Origin of the sequence: Paenibacillus sp. JQZ6Y-1 (assembly GCF_040719145.1) — a bacterium.
In the GTDB taxonomy this organism is placed as follows: Bacteria; Bacillota; Bacilli; order Paenibacillales; family Paenibacillaceae; genus Saccharibacillus; species Saccharibacillus kandeliae.
Window position 1 is genome coordinate 2881431 of sequence record NZ_JBFDUZ010000001.1, and the last position, 20633, is coordinate 2902063.

The following is a 20633-nucleotide window of genomic DNA, read 5'->3' on the forward strand; positions in this document are numbered from 1 at the left end:
GTCTATACCTTCAATCGAACTTCTTGCTGACCGTCAAAGAAATAGAGCCACAGCTCATCCACTTGCCAGCCAAGCGATTGTTCCACCGCTTGCGCGTACAGTTCTAATTGTACACGGTAACGTTCTTCTAGCGCAGCCGTACCGCCCTGATGCTCCAACACACGATCTGTTTTGTAATCGACTAGAATCGTGCGCTCGCCTTCACGGAACAGACAGTCAATAATTCCTTGTGTCAGCATAATATCGCCTGCCTCATTCACGGGTAAGCCATAGCTGAATGCCAGCTCGCGTTTGATCCAGTCTGCCTGAAGCATACGCTGACCGAGCGCTGTACCGAAAAATCCAGTAATGTCGCTCGTTTTGACGCTATCGATTTCCTTTTGCCGCAAAATCTGATCCTCTACCAGACGTTGCTTCACCTGTTCTACATCGTCTGCAGTAACACCGCTAGGATGATCCAGTGGAACACGCTGCATCACTGTATGATAAGCAGTACCTCGTTCCGCACCAGTCAGACCCTTTTGCTCCATGAATTTGGGACGGTGTAGCTTCAAATTACTATCCCGATTCCGATGCAGCGTTTGATTGGATAGCGTTGGGTTGGGTTCTACTGTTCCGGCAGCGGATGATGGGAGATGATTGGATACAGAATTCATGCCATCCACACTGGATGCTCCCCTATATTCATTGTTATTGGTGTTGATCAGACCGACAGTTGGGCTTGGTAATGAATCTTGTTGGTGCTCCGCATATTCTTGATTGCTAGTATCATGTATCGAATGCTCTGGCTCAGATTGACCAGCGGCACGGCGTATATACTTATGCAATAACGGATTCAGATTCCAAATGCCTTCCCATAGATCGGCATCCGGTGCATCTTCGGATACGAGCTGATGCTTCAGCTCACTGACCGTTGTTTTGGCTGCGATATGCACTGCTTGCTCATATCCATATTGCCAAGACAAACGCTCATGGATCGATATTTCCAATTCTCGCTGCTGCTGTTCCAACTGCATATCTGGTATAAATGGTGCAGCGTTGCGATCCGAATGATCAGCGGAAGAGTCAGACAAAGAGTTTATTTGTCGATGCTGCTCGTTATGCCAAGCCGTTTCCAGCAGGTGCTGCCATTCTGGAGCATGCTGATCCTGAAGCGACTTCCATTTGGCATCGCCCTCTCGAATGGCACGCTCCTCCTGCTCCTCGCCAGCCACTTCACTCAGCAGTTGACGCGTATCTATAATACTCAATTGCCAGTCTGATTGATCGTCAGCCAGCACAGCCGCATAAGGTGCTGCGGCTGCTTCACTTCGTTCGCGGAACAAGGTGGCTGAGCGATGACGCATAAAGGCAGGACCGAGCCAATCCAGATAACTGCGCGCACGGGACAGTAAATAATCCGGCAGTTCCAGCGCTGGATACTCCTGAATCTGACTCCAAGATGCAATCTTTTTGTCTAGATCCTTCACCGTTGCAATCATAATCAGCTTGTCGCGTGGACGAGTTAATGCTACATACAGTACGCGCAATTCCTCCGCTAGCAATTCGTTCATCCCTCGGCGGCGGATTGCCAAATTCGGCAAGGTCGGATAACTAACTCGTGTATCCTCATCTACAAACTTTGGACCAAAGCCCAGTTCCTTATGCATTAGGAATGGTGCGTTTAGATCTTGCATATTGAACATTTTGGACATGCCTGCGAGGAAGACGACTGGGAATTCCAGACCTTTACTTTTGTGAATGGTCATGACTCGGATGGCATTCTCCTCCGCACCGCCGGATACAGCACCCAGATCGCCGCCTGTGTCTTTTAAACGACGAATAAACCGTAAAAAGCGGAACAATCCGCGTGATGAGGTCGAACGTTCAAACTGACGTGCTCGCTCGTACAACATGCGTAAATGATGCTGACGCTGCACACCGCCGGGCAATCCACCCAGCCAATCCACATATCCAGTTTCCCGATAAATGCGCCAGATTAGATCGCCCAGTTCTCCCTCACGCGCTTCTGCACGCCAGCTTTGCAATTGATCATAAAAGCGTTGCAACCGCTGACGCAGCTCTTGTGATATACGCCGTTCGTTTGATTCACTAGTAGTTGCAACGTTAGTAGAAAGGTCGTATACATATGGATCGCCATTGCTGGTGGACGGCTCCACTTCCATATCAGCTGGTGCTGATCCGAATAAAGAAGCGTCATCCTCGTTCACCGCATGACTTGGGATCTCATTTTCCACAGCAGGCATGTCGTCAACATCCGCTACAACAGCAGGTTGATCATGATGATGTAGCGCATCGGTATGCAGCATAGGACGAGATTGTCCATTTGTATCGGTTGCATACTCATCTGGTACATTCGGATGCGTATCCACCAATGACAATAGTGCCTCATAAAATGTCACTTGCTTCTGTGCTAAGCGTACGTTTGCTAGTTCATCTTCATTTAGACCAACTAATGGTGAGCGCAGAACAGAAGCGAGTGGAATATCTTGCTGCGGATTATCAATAATTTCCAGCAACGATAAAATAATATCCACCTCAACCGCTTCAAAATATCCTTGATCCACATCACTATAAGCAGGAATACCAGCAAGCTGCAATTCCTCGATCATTAGCGGCGCCCAAATCATCGTTGAGCGCAGTAAAATAACCATATCCCGGTATTCCGCTGGACGCAGATCATCCAGCCCTTTATCGTAAATCATTAGCGGCTTGCCATCCGGCGACGTCATCTCCCGTACACGCCGAATTATCGCCTGTGCTTCCAAGCGTGCGGCTTCCAACTCTGAATCATCAACCGCAGCACCTTCCTCTTCACCATTCTCTGTGGAAGCGTACGAATCACTGCCGCCGCGCTCCAGCAACCAGAACTCCGGTGCATAGTCATTAGCAGATTCTGGTGCGCCTGCGGGATACGATGCGCCTGCAACCAACTCGGCACGCTCATCATATTCAATCTCCGCTACCTTTACATTCATCAGCTGGCGGAAGATCATATTGACTGCATCCACCACCTGTACCCGACTGCGGAAGTTGCGCGATAGATCAATGCGGCGCCCTTCACCGTTCCAATCATCGCGATACTGATGATACTTTTCCAAAAACAGTCCCGGCTCTGCCAGACGGAACCGATAAATACTCTGCTTCACATCCCCAACCATAAACCGATTGCCGGGTACATCGCGCGAAATTAAGCGTACCAACTGCTCCTGCACGGAGTTCGTATCCTGATACTCATCCAGCATCACCTCGTCAAAGCGCTGGCGATATTCCAGTGCAGCCGCCGATGGCAATACATGCTCTGGTGTGGAATCAGGATGACGCAGAATATGCAGCGCATAATGCTCCAGATCGGAAAAGTCGACCCAGCCGCGCCGCTGCTTCTCCTGTTGGTATTTGTCACTGAATCGGATAATCACTTCTGCCAGTTCTTCCATTAGCGGAGCCGCTTCACGTAGCTCCTGTGCAAACTCATCCGGTGTGCGTCCGAAAAATAGCCCGCTCAGCTCAGATAGCGATTTTTTGACCGTTTCGCGCATCTGTTTCACATTGTCCTGAATACGCACGTCCAAACCATCCTTGCGTACGGGCTTCAGCTTGCCAAATGCAGCCTGTTGAAATGACACATACAACTCTGTCCACGGTTGAATTGCGGCAATATCCTGTAGCCGATGAATCAGTTCCAGATCGGCACTCAGCGTCTCGACATATGCCACCGGACCACCCGGCAGCTGCGCCGTTTCAATCGCTTGCAGCAGAACTGCTTCCATCCCATCCAGTGCCACCTGCACATCGCTCACAATCTGCCGCACCCATGCCGATTCTTCCAGCTGCGCTGCATGTTCCACATGAAAGGCCGCTGCCATCTCCCGTAACCAATGCTCTGGCCACGGATGACTGCGCGCAAAATGATACAACCGTTCGACCAGCTTCATGGCTGCATCGTCACTGCGTTCACCACCAAACCAGTTGATTAGCCGATGAAATTGACGATTGTCGCGCTCCTCTTCCTCGGTATATTTCTCCTCAAATAATTCCTCCAGCAGTTCCTCACGCATCATCGCACATTCGTTTTCGCTGGCGATACGGAAACCCGGATCTAGCGGAATCATCGCATAATACCGCTGAATGACTTCCATGCAAAAGGAGTGCAATGTTGTAATCGATGCCTGCCCAATCAGCGCCAACTGCCGACGTAATCGTTCATCATCTGGTCGGTTCAGCACTTCCCGATCCAGCGCCGCACGAATACGCTGCCGCATCTCGGTCGCCGCTGCCTTGGTAAACGTTGCAACCAGCATCCGATTCACATCCAGCGGATATTCTGGATCGATCACCTGACGAATAATGCGCTCGACTAGCACTGCCGTTTTACCAGAACCCGCTGCCGCTGCTACCAGCAAATTGTTGCCGCGCAGAGAGATGGCTTTCCACTGATCCTCCGTCCACGTACTGTTATCTGGTCTGGGCATCTGCACCTGCTGCAAAGCGAGTGCGCGCTCAGTACCAGAATCAACATCAGCGAACAGATCATCTGGCTGTTCATGTGTATATGATCCATTGTTTGGATTGAAATTCAAATCATCATTGCTCATGGTCGCGCGCTCCTTTCTGCCCGTCCTGTCGGTTTTGCAGCAATTCCCATGTTTCGTTTTTGTTTGGCTTTTTCAGTAAATTGTAGTTATTACCTTTGATGCTTTCGTCAAATTGACAGACCGACTTGTAGGCGCAAAACGTACACGCCTTCTCTTGTTCAATTCGATAGGGCGTAATATCTGTCGTACCGTTCGTAATATTGCTGCCGATCTCTTTGGCAGTATGACGCACATTGCGCAGCAGCTCCTGCCACTGCTCCGGTGACGCAACCGCCGAACTGCTGTAAAAGCCGCCGTCTGCCTTGATCGCTACTGGCAAAATGGACGAATACCCTTTTTCGAGCGTCGTATCCATTTTGCTGATCACATCACGGTCTGCCATCAGCAGACCTTTCATTTTGAACTTTTTGAGCAATTCCTGCTGTGACTGCTCCATACTGAGTCGATTGCCTGCTTGCAGCAACGGATTATGCACATGAAAATACAATGCGCCCGCTGGGTCAGCCTTTTTGCCCATCACCTCTTCAGCGTGCGTCAACAGCACGTCTAGATAGGTGAGCATTTGCAGTGCCAATCCATAATACACTTCATGCAGCTTCAAATCGGTAGAACTCGATTTATAGTCAATGATACGAATGAGCAGATTATTCTCACCTTCTGCCACATCCACACGGTCGATTCGTCCAACAATCTCCATCGTGTATCCATTATCCAGCGTAAAGCGTAGCGGTGGCCAATTCCCATTCGGACCGAAAGCCAGTTCCAGATAGCGTGGCTCGAATTGCCCCCGCCGCGACTGCTCGCCGATAATGACCGACGCGCGACTCACAATATCGCGCAGCTTTCGCGTAATATAGCCGTACCGCTTCGAGCTGAGCAAAATCTCACCCTGTAAGCGCGGACTATGCTTGTCGACTGCTGCTTCTGCCGCTTGTACACATTCCTCTGGCGTCAGATCGCCCCAGTTGCGACCAGCGCTTTGCAAATCCTGCGCCAGCGTCGTTAAGGACGCATGGAACAGCTGCCCAATATCCGGCGCTTTCAGTCGGTATTCCTGCCGTTCACGCAGCTTCAATCCACGGGAAGCAAAATGGGCAAACGGACATGATACAAATTGCTCCATACCAGATACACTCGTCCGCAGCGTACTGCCATACAGATGACGACTAGTGTCTTCCTGAAGCGGAAGTCCTTTATTTTCATAATCCAGCGATTTTAGTAGCAACTGCAATTGTGGTTGCCAGCTCGGCTGTCGATCATACCACGATAGCGCATGCCACCATAGCATTGGAATGTCGCTGCCTTGCTTCCAATCGCGTAATTGACCAATCAGATGCGGCAACGTCGTCTGCGGTGTGCTCACCAATTCCAAATGCTCCTCCGGCGTCTGACGAATACCTGCTGTTAGGCAAATATTCTGCTCACGCATCCCCGGAAATAAACCTTTGACGGTTGTAATCACTTCGGACGGCATCAAACCTCTGCCCTCCTCGTCACTCATTGCATAGCTGATCCACAGCCGCTCGCTCGCTACGGTCAACGCATGATAGACAATAAAGCGCTCATCCAGCTGACGACGCGTAATGCCCGGCGCCAACTCCAATCCACCTTCCGTCAGATTCAGGCGCTCCGCTTCATTCAAAATCCCCTGATCAGCAAAAACAGATGGAACAATGCCATCATTCACGCCTAGCACAAAGCCGTATTGAATATCTAATGGACGCGTCCGATCTAGCGATCCGATCAGCACCTGATCCAGTGCAGGCGGAACAACGCCAAGTCGCAGACCCGACAAGCCCGTTTCCAGCAAGCCTGCGAAGGCTTCCAGCTCCAGTTTATCCTCCTGCATAATATCCACGACTTGATCCAGCAACTCCATCACATTGCCGTAAATCTGAATATGCTCGCGAGCGCGCAATGGATCGCCCTGTTGGGCTGCCCGATGACTGAGCTGCTCTAGCTTGTCGGCAATATTGAGATCGTCCAGCAATTCGTAGAGCGCGATACAAAGTGAGGTGGCATGCTTTGCTTTTTTGACCTTTTTCTCAAAACGAGATAGCGGCTCAGCAACACGCTTACGTACAATTTCCATTTGCTGCGATAACATGTGTTGACGCTCGCTTTGCTGCTCTTTTTCCGGCTCATCGGCTTCCAGCGATAAACTGGGCATCCCCTGCCACGGACGACCGTCAGTCCAGCGATGACCATGAATACCTGATGCCAGCACCATATTTTCCAATCGATCTAGATCGGTCTGACTGATTTGTTCATCCAAAGTAACTAGCAAACCTGTCTTGATACAGCGGAATACATCCTCATACCGCCAGTTGTACAGCACAATATCTAGAGCGGAACGCATCAATTCCGATAACGGATGATGCAGTATGCCGCGTCGTTTATCGAGAAAATATGGAATACCATAGTCATCCAATAGCGGCGCAATCAGATGCTCATAGTCTTCCAAATTACGGACGAATACTGCCATATCGCGCCAGCGTGCGCCTTCTTCGCGTGCTAGTCGCACCATTTCGCGCAATGCACCTTCAATCTCAGTACGACGATCTGGCGCACAATGAACAGACAGCTCACCTTTACCATGATTGGCAGTTTGGCTGCGACTCCATGCTCGCCGGGTTCGGTAGCCTGCTTCAAGCTGAGCCAGCTGTGGGCTATTGCGAAAACGAATTGGTACAGCCGTAATATCGGCAGACAGATTCTCTATCGCCTGCTCATCGGCATGACCAAGGGCTTCCGCCAACTGATACAGACGACGAAACGCCATTCCCTGCTGATAAAACAGTTCCATCTCGCTTGGCTGCTCGTGAATATAGGGAGTATCCAGCGTCAGCGATACAGTGACCGATACCGCCTTTTCCAGCAATGCGGCAATTACAGCATATTCTTGCATCGTAAAGCTGTGGAAGCCGTCGATCCATACTTGCACGCCTTCTAGCGCTTGCGAACGTGGCAATGCCTCTGCCAAATCGTTTAGCGTATCATCACGATCCACATATAAGCCGGATAATCCTGATTCATATTGCTGATATATATGCTGCAAATCATGCAGCTTGTCGGTTAGCAGCGGCGAGATCCCTGTTGCTGCTTGGCTGACGTATTCCTCTAGCTTGTCTGCGGTGAGTGAATAATGCTTGAACTCGCTATACAGCTCGCTCAGTTGACTGATAAAGCCAAATTGATCACCTGCACCACCAAACAGTCGCAGCTGCGGCTGATGCTGCTGAATCAGCTTGTAGAGCAGCATCTTTTTGCCTTCATCGCCCAGCGGCGTTTTGGCAGAGCCACCGACTTCTCGCAGCACAAGCTGTGCCAAACGGCGGAATCCGTAGACGCTAGCACGCATATTGCCCTTGAGTCGCGGGCTGCGAATAAGAGCATGCTCGGTTTGAAAAGAAGCTTGCTCCGGTACAATGATCAGCAGCGGTGGTCCAGTTGGATCGGCGCTAATCTGATCAATGACTCTGTTGATGATCGTTGTTGTTTTGCCGCTTCCAGAGCGACCTAGCATAAATGTAAGGGGCATAGGAACATCACCTTTAAATTGGGATGGGGTGGGAGTTAGTTTACCTGGGTTTGCAGCTTTTGAGGTACAACGCTTCGGAAAGGAATAAGGGAACGGACTTCGGTGGAGCATGGAGAATCTACTGAATTAGAAGTAAATGTAGATTCTCTATGCTCCAAAAGGGTAAGATATTTTGCTTCGCAAAAATCACTTTCCATTGAACCTCGTGTTTGAAGATCGTAAACACGATAAGTCGTCCTTTTCCCTTATTCCTTTTCCTACGCTCCGTGCTCTTGCTGCATATGGTAATACTTACCCTCAATTGGAGGGTAGCAGGTAAGACAACTTCCGTGTTTTGATTCTTTCGTAATCGTATCATTTTTGTCTTGGTGTCTTGAAAAGGATAGGGCGGTTGGGCTTTTTGAAGCAGGATGGTGCTGTATGTTAGTGTTTATTTTTAAAATTGAGAGACATTGTGATGCTGGGTTGGGTGCTGATTGGATTGAATCTTTTTAGAACGTATGTTCCCTATGCTTCAATGTACTCTACATTGAGGAAAAATTCAATATGAGTGCAAGATGAAGTTGGGTATGTAGCTGTTGTGAGTGCAGAATGGATCGATTTTACCATGTGTTGATTTCGTTAACATGGAAAAGCCCTCCGCCTGTAGCGTACGAAGCGGTACGATAGGCGGAGGGAATTCCTCACCGTGGGTTTATTATACTATAACGGCTTTGTAAACGATAACGGAGTGAGCGATCATCGATGCTGTATCTTGCGATGCAAGGTGCAATCGCGAGATGGATAGATAGCATCATGATACATTCGTACAGCATCCGTTAAAACATAATCGTGTTTAAAAATCTGCGCTGCGCACTTCAAAGATAGCGAATTTCAGGTAGTGCCCTTCGGTAACGCCCAGAATTTGCGGGTGGTCTTTACCTGCGGCTTTCCAATCGATCAGGCGCAGTACTTTGCCAGCGTCGCGGGCAGCGTCTTGGATCGTTTCGAGGAATAGTTCCGGTTTCATATGGTACGAGCAGCTGGCAGTTACAAGATAGCCGCCTTCATTTACAAGCTTCATACCATGCAGGTTAATGTCTTTGTAGCCACGTACAGCGCCTTGAACAGCGCTTTTCGTTTTGGCGAATGCTGGTGGATCAAGGATGACCACATCCCAGCTGCGTCCACCGCCTGCTGTCATGGGCACAGAGGTATCTTGTTTGCTGTCGCCCGCAGCGCGGTCGCGGCGCTCGTCCAGACCTTTGGCATTGCTGCGCAGATAGTCAAACGCATCAGCTACGACAAACTCGACCCGCTCCTCAAATCCATTCAAGCGTACATTTTCCTGTGCGCTTTCAATCGCATGGGCAGAAATATCAAGACAGGTTACTTTTTTGGCGCCGTATTTGCACGCATTCAGAGTAAAGCTGCCTGTATGGGAAAAGCATTCCAGTACAGTTGCACCGTCCCAGTATGGGAAATCCACGACTTTGCCTTTGCGGTTAACAGGCGCGGTGATGCTTTGTCCCTCCTGCTCTACCTGCTGCATCGTAATACCGCTGCGTTCGCCCCAGCCCAGCATGAGCGGTGCAATAGATGCGCGGTTTTCACGCTGATCGAAGAAATAGCCTGTTTTCTGTCCCTCTTCAATATCCACTTTGATCAGCAGACCATTTTCCGATACGGTCACATGACGCGGGCATTCGCCGTACAGCAGCCCTTTGACCTCTTCCAATCCTTCCAGCTTACGCACGGACACATCACTGCGTTCATAAATGCCCTTCGGTTGCATGACCTCTACCAGCGCATCCACGATCTGCTGACGACGTTGATCCATTCCGAGGGTAAGCAGCTGTACCACCAGCACATCGCCAAACCGATCTACGATCAGACCCGGCAGAAAATCGGCTTCGCCATATACAAGACGATACGCATTTTCTTCTGGCAAAAAGCGTTTTCGATGATCAAGGCACCAAGCAAATCGTTTCGCAAAAAATGCCTGATCCATCTCTTCCAGCGGCTGTCTGGAAATAGCACGTACTGTAATTTTGGATGCCTTATTGTAATAACCAGATGCCAAAAACTTACGCTGGTGATTCAGCACATGCACCACTTGTCCGCCCTGCGGCTCGCCTTCCACACTAGCAATTTCACTTTCAAAAATCCACGGATGCCTCTGCTCCAACCGTTTTTTACGCTTTTGATGCAAAATAATATTTGCCAATTCTGTTCACTCCTTCAATGGATTCCTAACAGCAAAACAAAGGATTTCATCCTGCTGCTCCGGCTCTGAACCGAACATGCAAAACGAAATCCTCTGTTTATGCATACCTTACACGCTATTTGTACATATCTTACAATACGTTAAATCATTTCGACTGTGATACACGCTTCATTCCGCTTACTGCGCGATCTTGCTTGGCTCCTGCTCCAGCACGCGAACGAGTTGACCTTGACTTGTGTTAACGCCCGGCTCCATCAGCTTCACACGGCACAGCTTGCCGACCAGCTCTTCCGAACCTTCGAAGGCGATTTGCAAATAATTATCGCTATATCCGGCAATCATGCCGTCACCGAACAATCCTTTGTCGTTGTTTTCTGGAATAATATCCAGCACATGACCAACGAATTTCTCAGCGTATGACAGCTGCATTTGCTCGGATAGATCGATCAGTTCATGCACGCGCGCATTTTTCACTTCCTCGTCCACCTGATCCTCCATTCGTGCAGCCGGTGTACCGGTACGTCTGGAATACGGGAAGACGTGCATTTCGGAAAAGCCAATCGACTTCATCAGCTCATAGCCATTACGATACATTTCCTCGGTTTCGCCGGGGAAGCCGACAATGACATCGGTGGTAATCGCTACATCCGGCATCGCCTGACGAATACGACGAATCTTCTCTGCATATTCGGCAACGGTATATTTGCGGCGCATCCGTTTCAATACATTGTCGTCGCCTGCTTGCAGTGGGATATGGAAGTGGCGGCACATTTTGGAGGAACGATTCAGTACATCCAGCACACGGTCGTCAATTTGACTCGCTTCAATCGAACTGATGCGGATGCGCTCCAAACCTTCAACTTTATCCAGATCCCAAAGCAGATCCGCCAGATCGTAATCCTCTAAATCGTCGCCGTAGCCACCGGTATGTATACCAGTCAGCACGATTTCCTTGTAGCCTGCTGCTACAAGCTGGTGCGCCTGTGCGATGACGCTGCTAGCAGCGCGGCTGCGCGACAAACCGCGTGACCACGGAATAATGCAGAAGGTACAGAAGTTGTTGCAGCCTTCCTGAATTTTCAAAAATGCACGGGTATGATTGGCAAAATCCGGTACATCCAGCTCCTCAAATTCGCGCGTTTTCATAATGTTACGCACCGCATTGATTGGCTTACGCTCCTCCTGTAAGCTGCGAATATGATCCATCAGCTTATCGCGATCCTGTGTACCGACCACGAGATCGACACCCTCAATATCGAGAATCTCCGCTGGAGAGGTTTGCGCATAGCAGCCCGTTACTGCGATGACTGCATCTGGATTACGACGAACGGCACGTCGGATAATTTGGCGACTTTTTTTGTCACCGGTATTGGTTACTGTACAGGTATTGATGACGTACACATCAGCCGTTTTTTCTTCAAAATCGACCTGCTCGTAGCCTTCATTTTTGAACAATTGCCACATGGCTTCGGTATCATAAAAGTTGACTTTACAGCCTAGAGTGTAAAACGCTACAGATGGCATCGTTACATTCCTCCCATTTCTCCGATTTCATACATGATACAGGCAAGCGCGGTCATCGCTGCCGTCTCGGTACGCAAAATACGGCGTCCCAATCCGGTTGATGTCGCTCCCCGCCCTTCGGCTTCCTCCACTTCCTGCTCGGTAAAACCGCCTTCCGGTCCAACGACGATCAGCACGCGTGCAGTCTGTTCCTGCGCTGTGCGCTCCTGCAAACGATGCGCAAATGGCTGCACTACATCGCGAAGCTGATGACCATTTTCCTTTTCATAACAAAAACAAATCAGATCGTATACTTCCAGCGAGCCGAGCAGCTGCTTCCAAGTCAGCGCGTGTCCAATCTGCGGCACACGGCTGCGGTGACTTTGCTCCGCCGCTTCCTTGGCAATCTTGCTCCAGCGCTGCAATCGCTTCTCTTCCTTACGGGCATCATATTGGACAACGGTGCGTTTGGACAAAAAAGGAACAAAGGACGCTGCGCCTAGCTCGGTGCATTTTTGAATGACCGTTTCCATTTTATCGCCCTTGGGCAGGCTTTGTGCGATGGTCACCTGCACCTTGGCTTCAGACAACTGCTCCAATCGCTCAACAATACGCGCCGTGACAATGCCTTCATCCATACTCATAATTTCGGCTAGCACGTCCAGTTGATTACCGTCGCAGGCAATCAGCTCATCGCCTTCCTGCGAGCGCATCACCCGAATAATATGCCGAGCATCCTCGCCGGTAATAATAACCTGCTGCTCACTGAACTGCTCTGCCGGTACAAAATATCGCTGCATCGCTCATCCACTTTCTGTATGACATTTTCATGACTACTATTATATAATTCTGTGCCACTTGCATTCAAATAGCCCGGACTGTGTAGACACAAGCCGGACATGACTATACAGCAGAACAGCATATTGAAGGGAATCCCTGAATTTCTATCATACAACGTTTGGTCAATCAGGGCTAGGGTTTGGGGGCAAATTGTCATTCCGAGTCTTCTATCGCTATCAAACAGCAAAAGTCCTTCTACCATGATCGAATGACTCGATACGGTAGAAGGACTTTTATCTATCTTCAAAATGAAATTAGTGACGGATCATATAATCAAATGCGCCCAGTGCAGCGGTTGCGCCGGAGCCCATTGAGATGATGATCTGCTTATACGCGCTATCTGTGCAATCGCCAGCTGCGAATACGCCGGGAACGCTTGTTGCGCCATGCTTGTCGACAACGATCTCACCCATGCGAGTCAGTTCGAGCGTGTCTTTCAGCCAGTCGGTGTTTGGCACCAGACCGATCTGTACGAACACACCTTGCAGTTCAACATGATGCTCTTCCAGCGTATCGCGGTCGATATAGCTAATACCGTTAACGGTATCCGTACCAGTGATTTCTTTGGTTTGCGCGTTTTTGACAACTGTTACGTTCGGCAGGCTGTATAGACGATCCTGTAGAACGGAATCAGCTTTCAATTCCGGTGCAAATTCCAGAACGGTAACATGCTTGACGATACCAGCGAGGTCAATCGCAGCTTCAATACCAGAGTTGCCGCCGCCGATTACTGCAACATGCTTGCCCTCGAACAGAGGACCATCACAGTGTGGGCAATAGGCTACGCCTTTGTTTTTGAATTCTGCTTCGCCCGGTACGCCGATGTTGCGCCAGCGTGCACCAGTGGATAGGATAACGGTTTTACTTTTCAGTACAGCGCCGTTTTCCAGTTCCACTTCAACCAGATCTTTTTTCTCCAGACGTTTGGCACGCAGGGATGGCATAATATCTACGCCGTATTCCTTCACATGCTCTTCCAGACTCGCTGCCAGTTTTGGACCTTCGGTATATTTCACGCTAATGAAGTTCTCAATACCGACTGTATCCATCACCTGACCGCCAAAGCGCTCAGCTACGAGACCCGTACGAATACCTTTGCGCGCTGCGTATACAGCTGCACTGGAACCGGAAGGACCGCCGCCGACCACAAGCACATCGTAGGCTTCTTTTTCAGACAATTCATCCGCATCTGGACCTGCGCCCAGTTTGGATAAAATATCTTGCAGCGACATCCGACCGCTGCCGAATGCTTCACCGTTCAGCAGTACCGTTGGTACCGCCATGATGTTTTTGCTGTCTACTTCGTGTTTGAATGCGCCGCCCTCGATCATCGTGTGTGTGATGTTCGGGTTGAGCACGCTCAGAATGTTCAGCGCTTGTACTACATCTGGACAGTTGTGGCATGTCAGGCTGACATACGTCTCAAATGTGTAGCTGCCCTTCACTGCTTTCGCTTGAGCGATCAGGCTGTCATCCACTTTCGGCGCACGGCCGCTCACTTGGAGCAGTGCCATCACAAGGGACGTAAATTCGTGTCCGAGCGGAACACCGGCAAATACAACACCGGTATCTTCGCCGACACGGTTTACACTAAAGCTGGGGGTGCGTTCCAGCACTGCTTTTTCCACTTGGATGCGCGAAGAAATGGCAGCAAGTTCGTCCAGAAGTTCCAGCGTTTCCTGGGAAGCTTTATCATCGCCAGCACTAACTTTCAGCACGATGTCGCTTTCCAGAAGTTGAAGGTATTGAGAGAGTTGAGTTTTCATTTCTGCATCTAATACCATGTGCTCATGCTCCTTATCCGTACATGCTCTATCTCTATCGATATTGCAATAATATGCGTATTGATGATCCTAAGGATCGTTGTATACATTGATGAAAAAGACTTAGAGTGGACGAAACTTAGATTTTACCAACCAGATCCAGGCTTGGTTTCAGCGTTTCGCCGCCTTCTTTCCATTTTGCAGGGCATACTTCACCTGGGTTGTTGCGTACATATTGAGCTGCTTTGATTTTATCAACGAGTGTGCTTGCGTCACGACCGATACCATCAGCGTTGATTTCTACTGTTTGTACAACACCTTCAGGGTCGATAATGAATGTACCGCGTTGTGCCAGACCTTCTTCTTCGTCCAGAACGTCGAACATGCGGGAAATACGTTGCGAAGGATCGCCGATCATGATGTATTCCAGTTTGCTGATTACATCGGAGTGATCGTGCCATGCTTTGTGAGTGAAATGAGTATCTGTCGATACGGAGTATACTTCTACACCCAGATTTTTCAGTGTAGCGTATTGATCTTGCAGGTCACCCAGCTCAGTTGGGCAAACGAATGTGAAGTCTGCTGGATAGAAGCAAACAACGCTCCATTTTCCTTGGAAGTTTTGTTCGGACACGTCGATGAATTCACCGTTGTGAAATGCTTTTGCGTTGAAAGAGTCTACTTTTTTACCGATAAGAGACATAATGTAATTCCTCCTATATCCAATGATTTTTTGGTTGATGCCATCTGTATTTAGAATAAATACAATCTGAGAATCATTATCATACTTGTTGCAGGGTAATGTCAAGTGATGTGCTACACTTCACTCAATCTTCATTTTAGCATAAGCTGGAGGATGATTTCCTGTCTGTGATTTTCACGATTTTGCCCATTTTCAAATAGATATGGACTTGTAAAAGTTCGATATTTGTTCATATTTGCCCTTTTGCATATAGAGCGTTTACAATACAACATTTTCCGTTTTCATTTTCACCGAAATAGAATCTTCATGAACTTCATGAAAAAGAAAAATGCCGGTATACAGCACAATGCGCTGCTACCGACATTTTGGGAATCGTCAAGATATTAGGATATTTTAACCACCAAAGATCAGTCCAGCCAGCTTATAGAAGCTTTCAGACAATGATCCTGCCAATCCATATAACGGCTGAATTGTTACCGCACGAAGAGGCGGCAAGAACAGCAGCAGTAGGAAAATCAATAGCGCCCATTGCTCTACTCGTTGCAGCTTTGCACTAATTCGTGGTGGCAGCCAATCGAACAGAATCCGATACCCGTCCAATGGCGGCAATGGAATCAGATTGAAAATAAACAGGAAACAGTTCATTAGCACCATGTACTGTACAAATGTAACGATGGCAATATCAATCCGGTTATTCGCAAACGAACCGATAATGCCAAAATAGTTCAGTCCATAATAAATGATGACCGTTACGAGCGCCAACAGCAAATTACTCACTGGACCCGCAGCCGACACAATCACGCCCATCAAGCGCGGACGATCAAAATTGGCACGGTTCACTGGTACGGGACGCGCCCAACCAAAGCCAGCAATCAGCAGCAAAATCAAACCGAGCAAATCCACATGCGCCGCGGGATTCAGCGTCACCCGCCCCAGCATCTTCGCCGTCGGATCACCAAATTTACTGGCAAAGTACGCATGAGAGAATTCATGCACTGTAAAGCCGATGACCAGTGCCAACACATAAAACGGTAAAATATTCAGAGGTACAAACAGAATATCGTTCAGAAAATCCATACTTACCTCTTTCTCGCCACAAACGCGATCCAATCTTCATCGCGGTGAGCGCCTTCGATCTCAAATCCAGCTTGCTCCAGCGCTTGGTGTACCACATCTTCTTTATTTTTGTAAATACCGGATGCGATATACGCACCACCTACCGGCAATGCTTCGTACACATCGTCGATAAACAGCAAAATAATCTCCGCCAAAATATTCGCCACAACCACCTGTACCGGCAGCGTGACATTCAGCGCGTTCTCTGCTGTGTTGGAGTCCGCTTTGAGTACAGACAGCAGATCACTCTCATGGACGATAATACGGTCGTCCAGACCGTTCAGATGCGTGTTCTCACGCGCACTGGATACCGCTACAGGGTCCAGATCAAGCGCCAGTACACTTTTCGCGCCCAGCTTGATTGCGCCGATTGCTAGAATACCGGAGCCAGTACCAACGTCGATTACTTCTTCGCCGCCCTTAATCACCGTTTCTAGCGTGCGCAGGCAAAGCGATGTAGTCGGATGGGTACCTGTTCCAAACGCCATCCCCGGGTCCAGCTCAATAATCTGCTCCTGCTCACTCTCTGGCGTATAGTCTTCCCACGTCGGCTTGATCGTCAAACGCTCCGACACACGAATCGGTTTGAAATACTGCTTCCACGCATTCGCCCAGTCATCCTCGTCCACTGTACGCACAGAAATGGATGCTTCTCCAGCATCAATACCAAATTCCTTCAGCTGAGCTGTACGGTTGCCAATCTCGGCAGAAATCGCCTCCATATCGACCTCCTCGGAAAAGTACCCTTGTACGACTGCCAGTCCCTCTGGAATATCGTTCAATGGCATTTCGTACCATTGTCCATACGAGGTGTCGCGCTCCTTGTTCAGTGTACCCGATTCTTCAATCGTAACTCCGCCTGCGCCCGCTTCATGCAAAAAGTTGGAGATCATCTCCACTGCCTGCTCGGTTGTATGTATCGTCAATTCATGCCATAACATGATTTCATTCCCCCTGATCGTCATCGGACCTGTCACTGCCCGGTTTGCATTACGCTTCATTGTACTACACATTCCCGATCCAATTCAAAATACAAACGGAGATCGTCTCCGTACCTGCCTGAACCTTTACAGTAGAAAAGCCCGGTTCCGCGAAAGAACCGGGCTGCTCATACACTTTACTCGTACTTATCAATCCCCGCGGAATGCTCGTTTCACACGGTCAAAGAAAGACTGCTCATTTTCATGCGTTTTCTCGCCGCTCAGGGAACCGAACTGGCGCAGCAGGTCTTTCTGATCATCCGTCAGGTTACTTGGCGTTACCAAGACCACCTTAATGTGCTGATCGCCTTGACCTGTACCGCGTAGACGTGGAACACCTTTGCCTTTCAGACGGAAGTATGTGCCCGTCTGTGTACCTGCTGGTACTTTGATTTTCACTTTTTCCGTCAGTGTTGGCACTTCGATCTCGTCGCCAAGCGCTGCTTGGGTAAAGGTGAGCGGGATTTCGCAATAAATATCTTCATCTTCACGCTGGAAGAAATCATGCTCTTTCACGCGGAATACGATATACAGATCGCCCGGAGGACCACCTTTGATACCGCCTTCGCCTTCACCGTTTACGCGCATTTGTGAACCATCATCCACACCAGCTGGGATGCGAATATGGATTTTGCGTTGTTTTTTCACGCGACCTGCGCCGTTACAATTGCCACATTTCTCTTCGATAATGGTACCTGTGCCTCCGCAATTGGAGCAGCTGCGACGGTTAACCATACGTCCGAATGGCGTGTTTTGAACCACTTCTTCTTGTCCAGAACCATGACAGACGGAGCAAGTTTTTGGTTCTGTACCCGGTTTGGCACCACTGCCGTTACACACGTCGCAATTCTCAGTACGGTTGATCGTAATATCCGTTTCTTTACCGAAAATCGCTTCTTTGAACTCCAATGTCATTGTGTATTGCAAATCGTTACCACGCTGCGGTGCATTCGGGTTACGCTGTCTGCCATTACCGCCAAAGAACATATCGAAAATATCGCCAAATCCGCCACCAGCCGAGAATCCGCCACCACCGAAGCCGCCTTGGTTTGGATCGATATGACCATATTGATCGTACTGGGAACGCTTAGAAGAGTCGCTCAGTACGTCATAAGCCTCTTTTACTTCTTTAAACTTGGTTTCCGCATCCGCTTCTTTGTTGACGTCTGGGTGATACTGACGCGCCAGCTTACGGTATGCCTTTTTAATATCATCATCAGAGGCGTCCTTGCCTATGCCAAGTACCTCGTAATAATCGCGTTTGTCTGCCATCGGTCCACCTCCACTTCATGATTCGACTGCATTGTCTGCCGGTCGTTGTATGCCACTATGTGTTTATACCATGTGGACATAAAAAATGAAAGTCAAAGCACGGGATGCCCCGGCTTTGACCTTCCCATTCCAAACGTGTTTGGATGATTAATCTTTTTTGTCTTCGTCGACTACTTCGTATTCTGCATCCACGACATTGTCGTTTTTCGGAGCGCCCTGTGCTGCATCGCCAGCTGGTTGATCCTGCTGTGCTTGCTCGTACAGTTTCACTGCCAGTGCTTGTGCTACTGTGTTCAGCTCTTCGGTAGCTGCTTTGATCGCTTCTACGTCTTCGCCTTCCAGTACGGATTTCAGCTTGTCTTTGGCAGCATTAGCTTTTTCGACTTCGCCTGCATCTGCTTTTTCACCAAGATCTTTGATTGTTTTTTCCACTTGGTAAATGAGTTGGTCGCCGCTGTTTTTCACTTCAACCAGCTCTTTGCGTTTGCGGTCTTCTTCCGCGTGCAGCTCAGCGTCTTTCATCATTTTCTCAACTTCTTCATCGCTCAGACCGCTGGAAGAAGTGATGGTGATTTTTTGACTTTTGTTTGTACCTTTGTCTGTTGCCGATACGTTAACGATACCGTTCGCATCGATGTCAAATGTAACTTCGATTTGCGGTACGCCGCGTGGTGCTGCCGGAATGTCACCCAGCATGAAACGACCCAGTGTTTTGTTACCTGCTGCCATTTCGCGCTCACCTTGCAGTACGTGGATCTCAACGCTAGGCTGGTTGTCCGCGTATGTGGAGAACACTTGCGATTTGCTTGTTGGGATCGTTGTATTGCGATCGATCATTTTGGTGAATACGCCACCTGCTGTCTCGATACCGAGGGACAGTGGAGTTACGTCCAGCAGGACTACGTCTTTTACATCACCAGTCAGTACGCCCGCTTGAACTGCTGCGCCGAGGGCAACGACTTCATCCGGGTTTACGCCTTTGTGTGGTTCTTTGCCAGTCAGTTTTTTGATCGCTTCCTGTACAGCAGGAATACGAGTGGAACCACCAACGAGAACGATTTTGTCGATTTCGTTAGCGCTCAGACCGGAGTCTTTGATCGCTTGACGAGTTGGACCGAGTGTACGCTCTACGAGAGATGCGGACAGCTCTTCGAATTTCGCACGAGTCAGGTTTACTTCCAAGTGCTGAGGAACGCCGTCTGCAACCGTGATGAACGGCAGAGAGATCGTTGTAGTCAGTACACCGGACAGTTCTTTTTTCGCTTTTTCAGCTGCGTCTTTGAGACGTTGTACAGCTGCTTTATCTTTGCTCAGGTCGATACCTTGATCTTTTTTGAATTCACTTACCAGATAGTCAATGATCACTTGGTCAAAGTCGTCACCACCGAGGTGGTTGTCACCGCTGGTTGCTTTTACTTCGAAGAAGCCATCGCCCAGTTCCAAAATGGAAACGTCGAATGTACCGCCGCCCAAGTCATACACGAGGATTGTTTGGTCTTCGGATTTTTCCAGACCGTATGCCAGTGCTGCTGCTGTTGGCTCGTTGACGATACGCAGAACTTCCAGACCAGCAATTTTACCAGCATCTTTAGTTGCTTGACGCTGACTATCGTTGAAGTAAGCTGGAACAGTGATAACCGCTTGGGTTACGGGTTGACCCAGATATGCTTCTGCATCGGATTTCAGCTTTTGCAAAATCATTGCAGAGATTTCTTGGGAGCTATAGTTTTTGTCGTCGATGGATTCTTTGTGATCTGTACCCATGTGACGTTTGATGGAGCTGATTGTGCGATCCGGGTTCGTGATGGATTGACGTTTTGCTGTTTCACCAACGATACGCTCGCCGTCTTTTTTGAAGCCGACTACAGAAGGGGTTGTACGTGCGCCTTCTGGGTTAGGAATAACGACTGCCTCGCCGCCTTCCATTACTGCTACACATGAATTGGTTGTACCAAGGTCGATACCGATTACTTTACTCATGACTTAAATTTCCTCCCTGTTTTGGAATTGGACTTGTTTTGAGTACTCTTTTGTTTGGTTTGCGGGGGCCCCTTCGGGAAGGAATAAGAGAACGGAACTCCGGTGGAGCCGCGGGAATCTTTCAGATTAAAATA

The 20633-nt window shown here is 49.1% G+C and carries 11 protein-coding genes; all 11 read right to left on the bottom strand.

All coding sequences use genetic code 11. From position 1 onward, the window contains the following. Positions 1-2: 2 nt before the first annotated feature. On the bottom strand, positions 3-4595 hold the full coding sequence (gene addA / locus ABXR35_RS12335) for a helicase-exonuclease AddAB subunit AddA (RefSeq protein WP_436669333.1): 4593 nt from the start codon (positions 4593-4595) through the stop codon (positions 3-5). Further along, complete coding sequence (gene addB / locus ABXR35_RS12340; RefSeq protein ID WP_367060236.1) at positions 4585-8136, bottom strand: helicase-exonuclease AddAB subunit AddB; 3552 nt, start codon at positions 8134-8136, stop codon at positions 4585-4587. Before addB ends, addA begins: the two co-directional genes overlap by 11 nt. Positions 8137-8971: 835 nt before the next feature. Next, positions 8972-10342 (bottom strand): class I SAM-dependent rRNA methyltransferase, encoded by a 1371-nt coding sequence (locus ABXR35_RS12345; RefSeq protein ID WP_367060239.1) that lies wholly within the window; start codon positions 10340-10342, stop codon positions 8972-8974. Between the two features lie 177 nt (positions 10343-10519). Further along, complete coding sequence (gene mtaB / locus ABXR35_RS12350) at positions 10520-11866, bottom strand: tRNA (N(6)-L-threonylcarbamoyladenosine(37)-C(2))-methylthiotransferase MtaB (RefSeq protein ID WP_367060242.1); 1347 nt, start codon at positions 11864-11866, stop codon at positions 10520-10522. A 2-nt stretch (positions 11867-11868) separates the two neighbouring features. Continuing rightward, a complete protein-coding gene (locus tag ABXR35_RS12355) occupies positions 11869-12645 on the bottom strand; it encodes a 16S rRNA (uracil(1498)-N(3))-methyltransferase (protein ID WP_367060245.1) in 777 nt (258 codons plus the stop codon). 294 nt (positions 12646-12939) lie between these two features. Beyond that, complete coding sequence (ahpF, locus tag ABXR35_RS12360; RefSeq protein WP_367060248.1) at positions 12940-14469, bottom strand: alkyl hydroperoxide reductase subunit F; 1530 nt, start codon at positions 14467-14469, stop codon at positions 12940-12942. 118 nt (positions 14470-14587) lie between these two features. After that, complete coding sequence (gene ahpC / locus ABXR35_RS12365) at positions 14588-15151, bottom strand: alkyl hydroperoxide reductase subunit C (protein ID WP_367060251.1); 564 nt, start codon at positions 15149-15151, stop codon at positions 14588-14590. 393 nt (positions 15152-15544) lie between these two features. Next, complete coding sequence (locus ABXR35_RS12370; protein ID WP_367060254.1) at positions 15545-16228, bottom strand: site-2 protease family protein; 684 nt, start codon at positions 16226-16228, stop codon at positions 15545-15547. Between the two features lie 2 nt (positions 16229-16230). After that, positions 16231-17208, bottom strand: coding sequence for a 50S ribosomal protein L11 methyltransferase (prmA, locus tag ABXR35_RS12375; RefSeq protein WP_367060257.1), 978 nt, complete (start codon positions 17206-17208; stop codon positions 16231-16233). A 189-nt stretch (positions 17209-17397) separates the two neighbouring features. Then, complete coding sequence (dnaJ, locus tag ABXR35_RS12380; RefSeq protein WP_367060260.1) at positions 17398-18519, bottom strand: molecular chaperone DnaJ; 1122 nt, start codon at positions 18517-18519, stop codon at positions 17398-17400. Between the two features lie 147 nt (positions 18520-18666). Further along, positions 18667-20499 (bottom strand): molecular chaperone DnaK, encoded by a 1833-nt coding sequence (gene dnaK / locus ABXR35_RS12385; protein WP_367060263.1) that lies wholly within the window; start codon positions 20497-20499, stop codon positions 18667-18669. Positions 20500-20633: the final 134 nt, after the last annotated feature.

What these genes read in the sequence shown, in the direction of transcription:
- ABXR35_RS12370 (WP_367060254.1), bottom strand. Translation starts at nt 16,228, where the DNA reads ATGGATTTTCTGAACGATATTCTGTTTGTACCTCTGAATATTTTACCG.
- addB (WP_367060236.1), bottom strand. Translation starts at nt 8,136, where the DNA reads ATGCCCCTTACATTTATGCTAGGTCGCTCTGGAAGCGGCAAAACAACA.
- ABXR35_RS12355 (WP_367060245.1), bottom strand. Translation starts at nt 12,645, where the DNA reads ATGCAGCGATATTTTGTACCGGCAGAGCAGTTCAGTGAGCAGCAGGTT.
- dnaJ (WP_367060260.1), bottom strand. Translation starts at nt 18,519, where the DNA reads ATGGCAGACAAACGCGATTATTACGAGGTACTTGGCATAGGCAAGGAC.
- dnaK (WP_367060263.1), bottom strand. Translation starts at nt 20,499, where the DNA reads ATGAGTAAAGTAATCGGTATCGACCTTGGTACAACCAATTCATGTGTA.
- mtaB (WP_367060242.1), bottom strand. Translation starts at nt 11,866, where the DNA reads ATGCCATCTGTAGCGTTTTACACTCTAGGCTGTAAAGTCAACTTTTAT.
- prmA (WP_367060257.1), bottom strand. Translation starts at nt 17,208, where the DNA reads ATGTTATGGCATGAATTGACGATACATACAACCGAGCAGGCAGTGGAG.
- addA (WP_436669333.1), bottom strand. Translation starts at nt 4,595, where the DNA reads ATGAGCAATGATGATTTGAATTTCAATCCAAACAATGGATCATATACA.
- ahpC (WP_367060251.1), bottom strand. Translation starts at nt 15,151, where the DNA reads ATGTCTCTTATCGGTAAAAAAGTAGACTCTTTCAACGCAAAAGCATTT.
- ahpF (WP_367060248.1), bottom strand. Translation starts at nt 14,469, where the DNA reads ATGGTATTAGATGCAGAAATGAAAACTCAACTCTCTCAATACCTTCAA.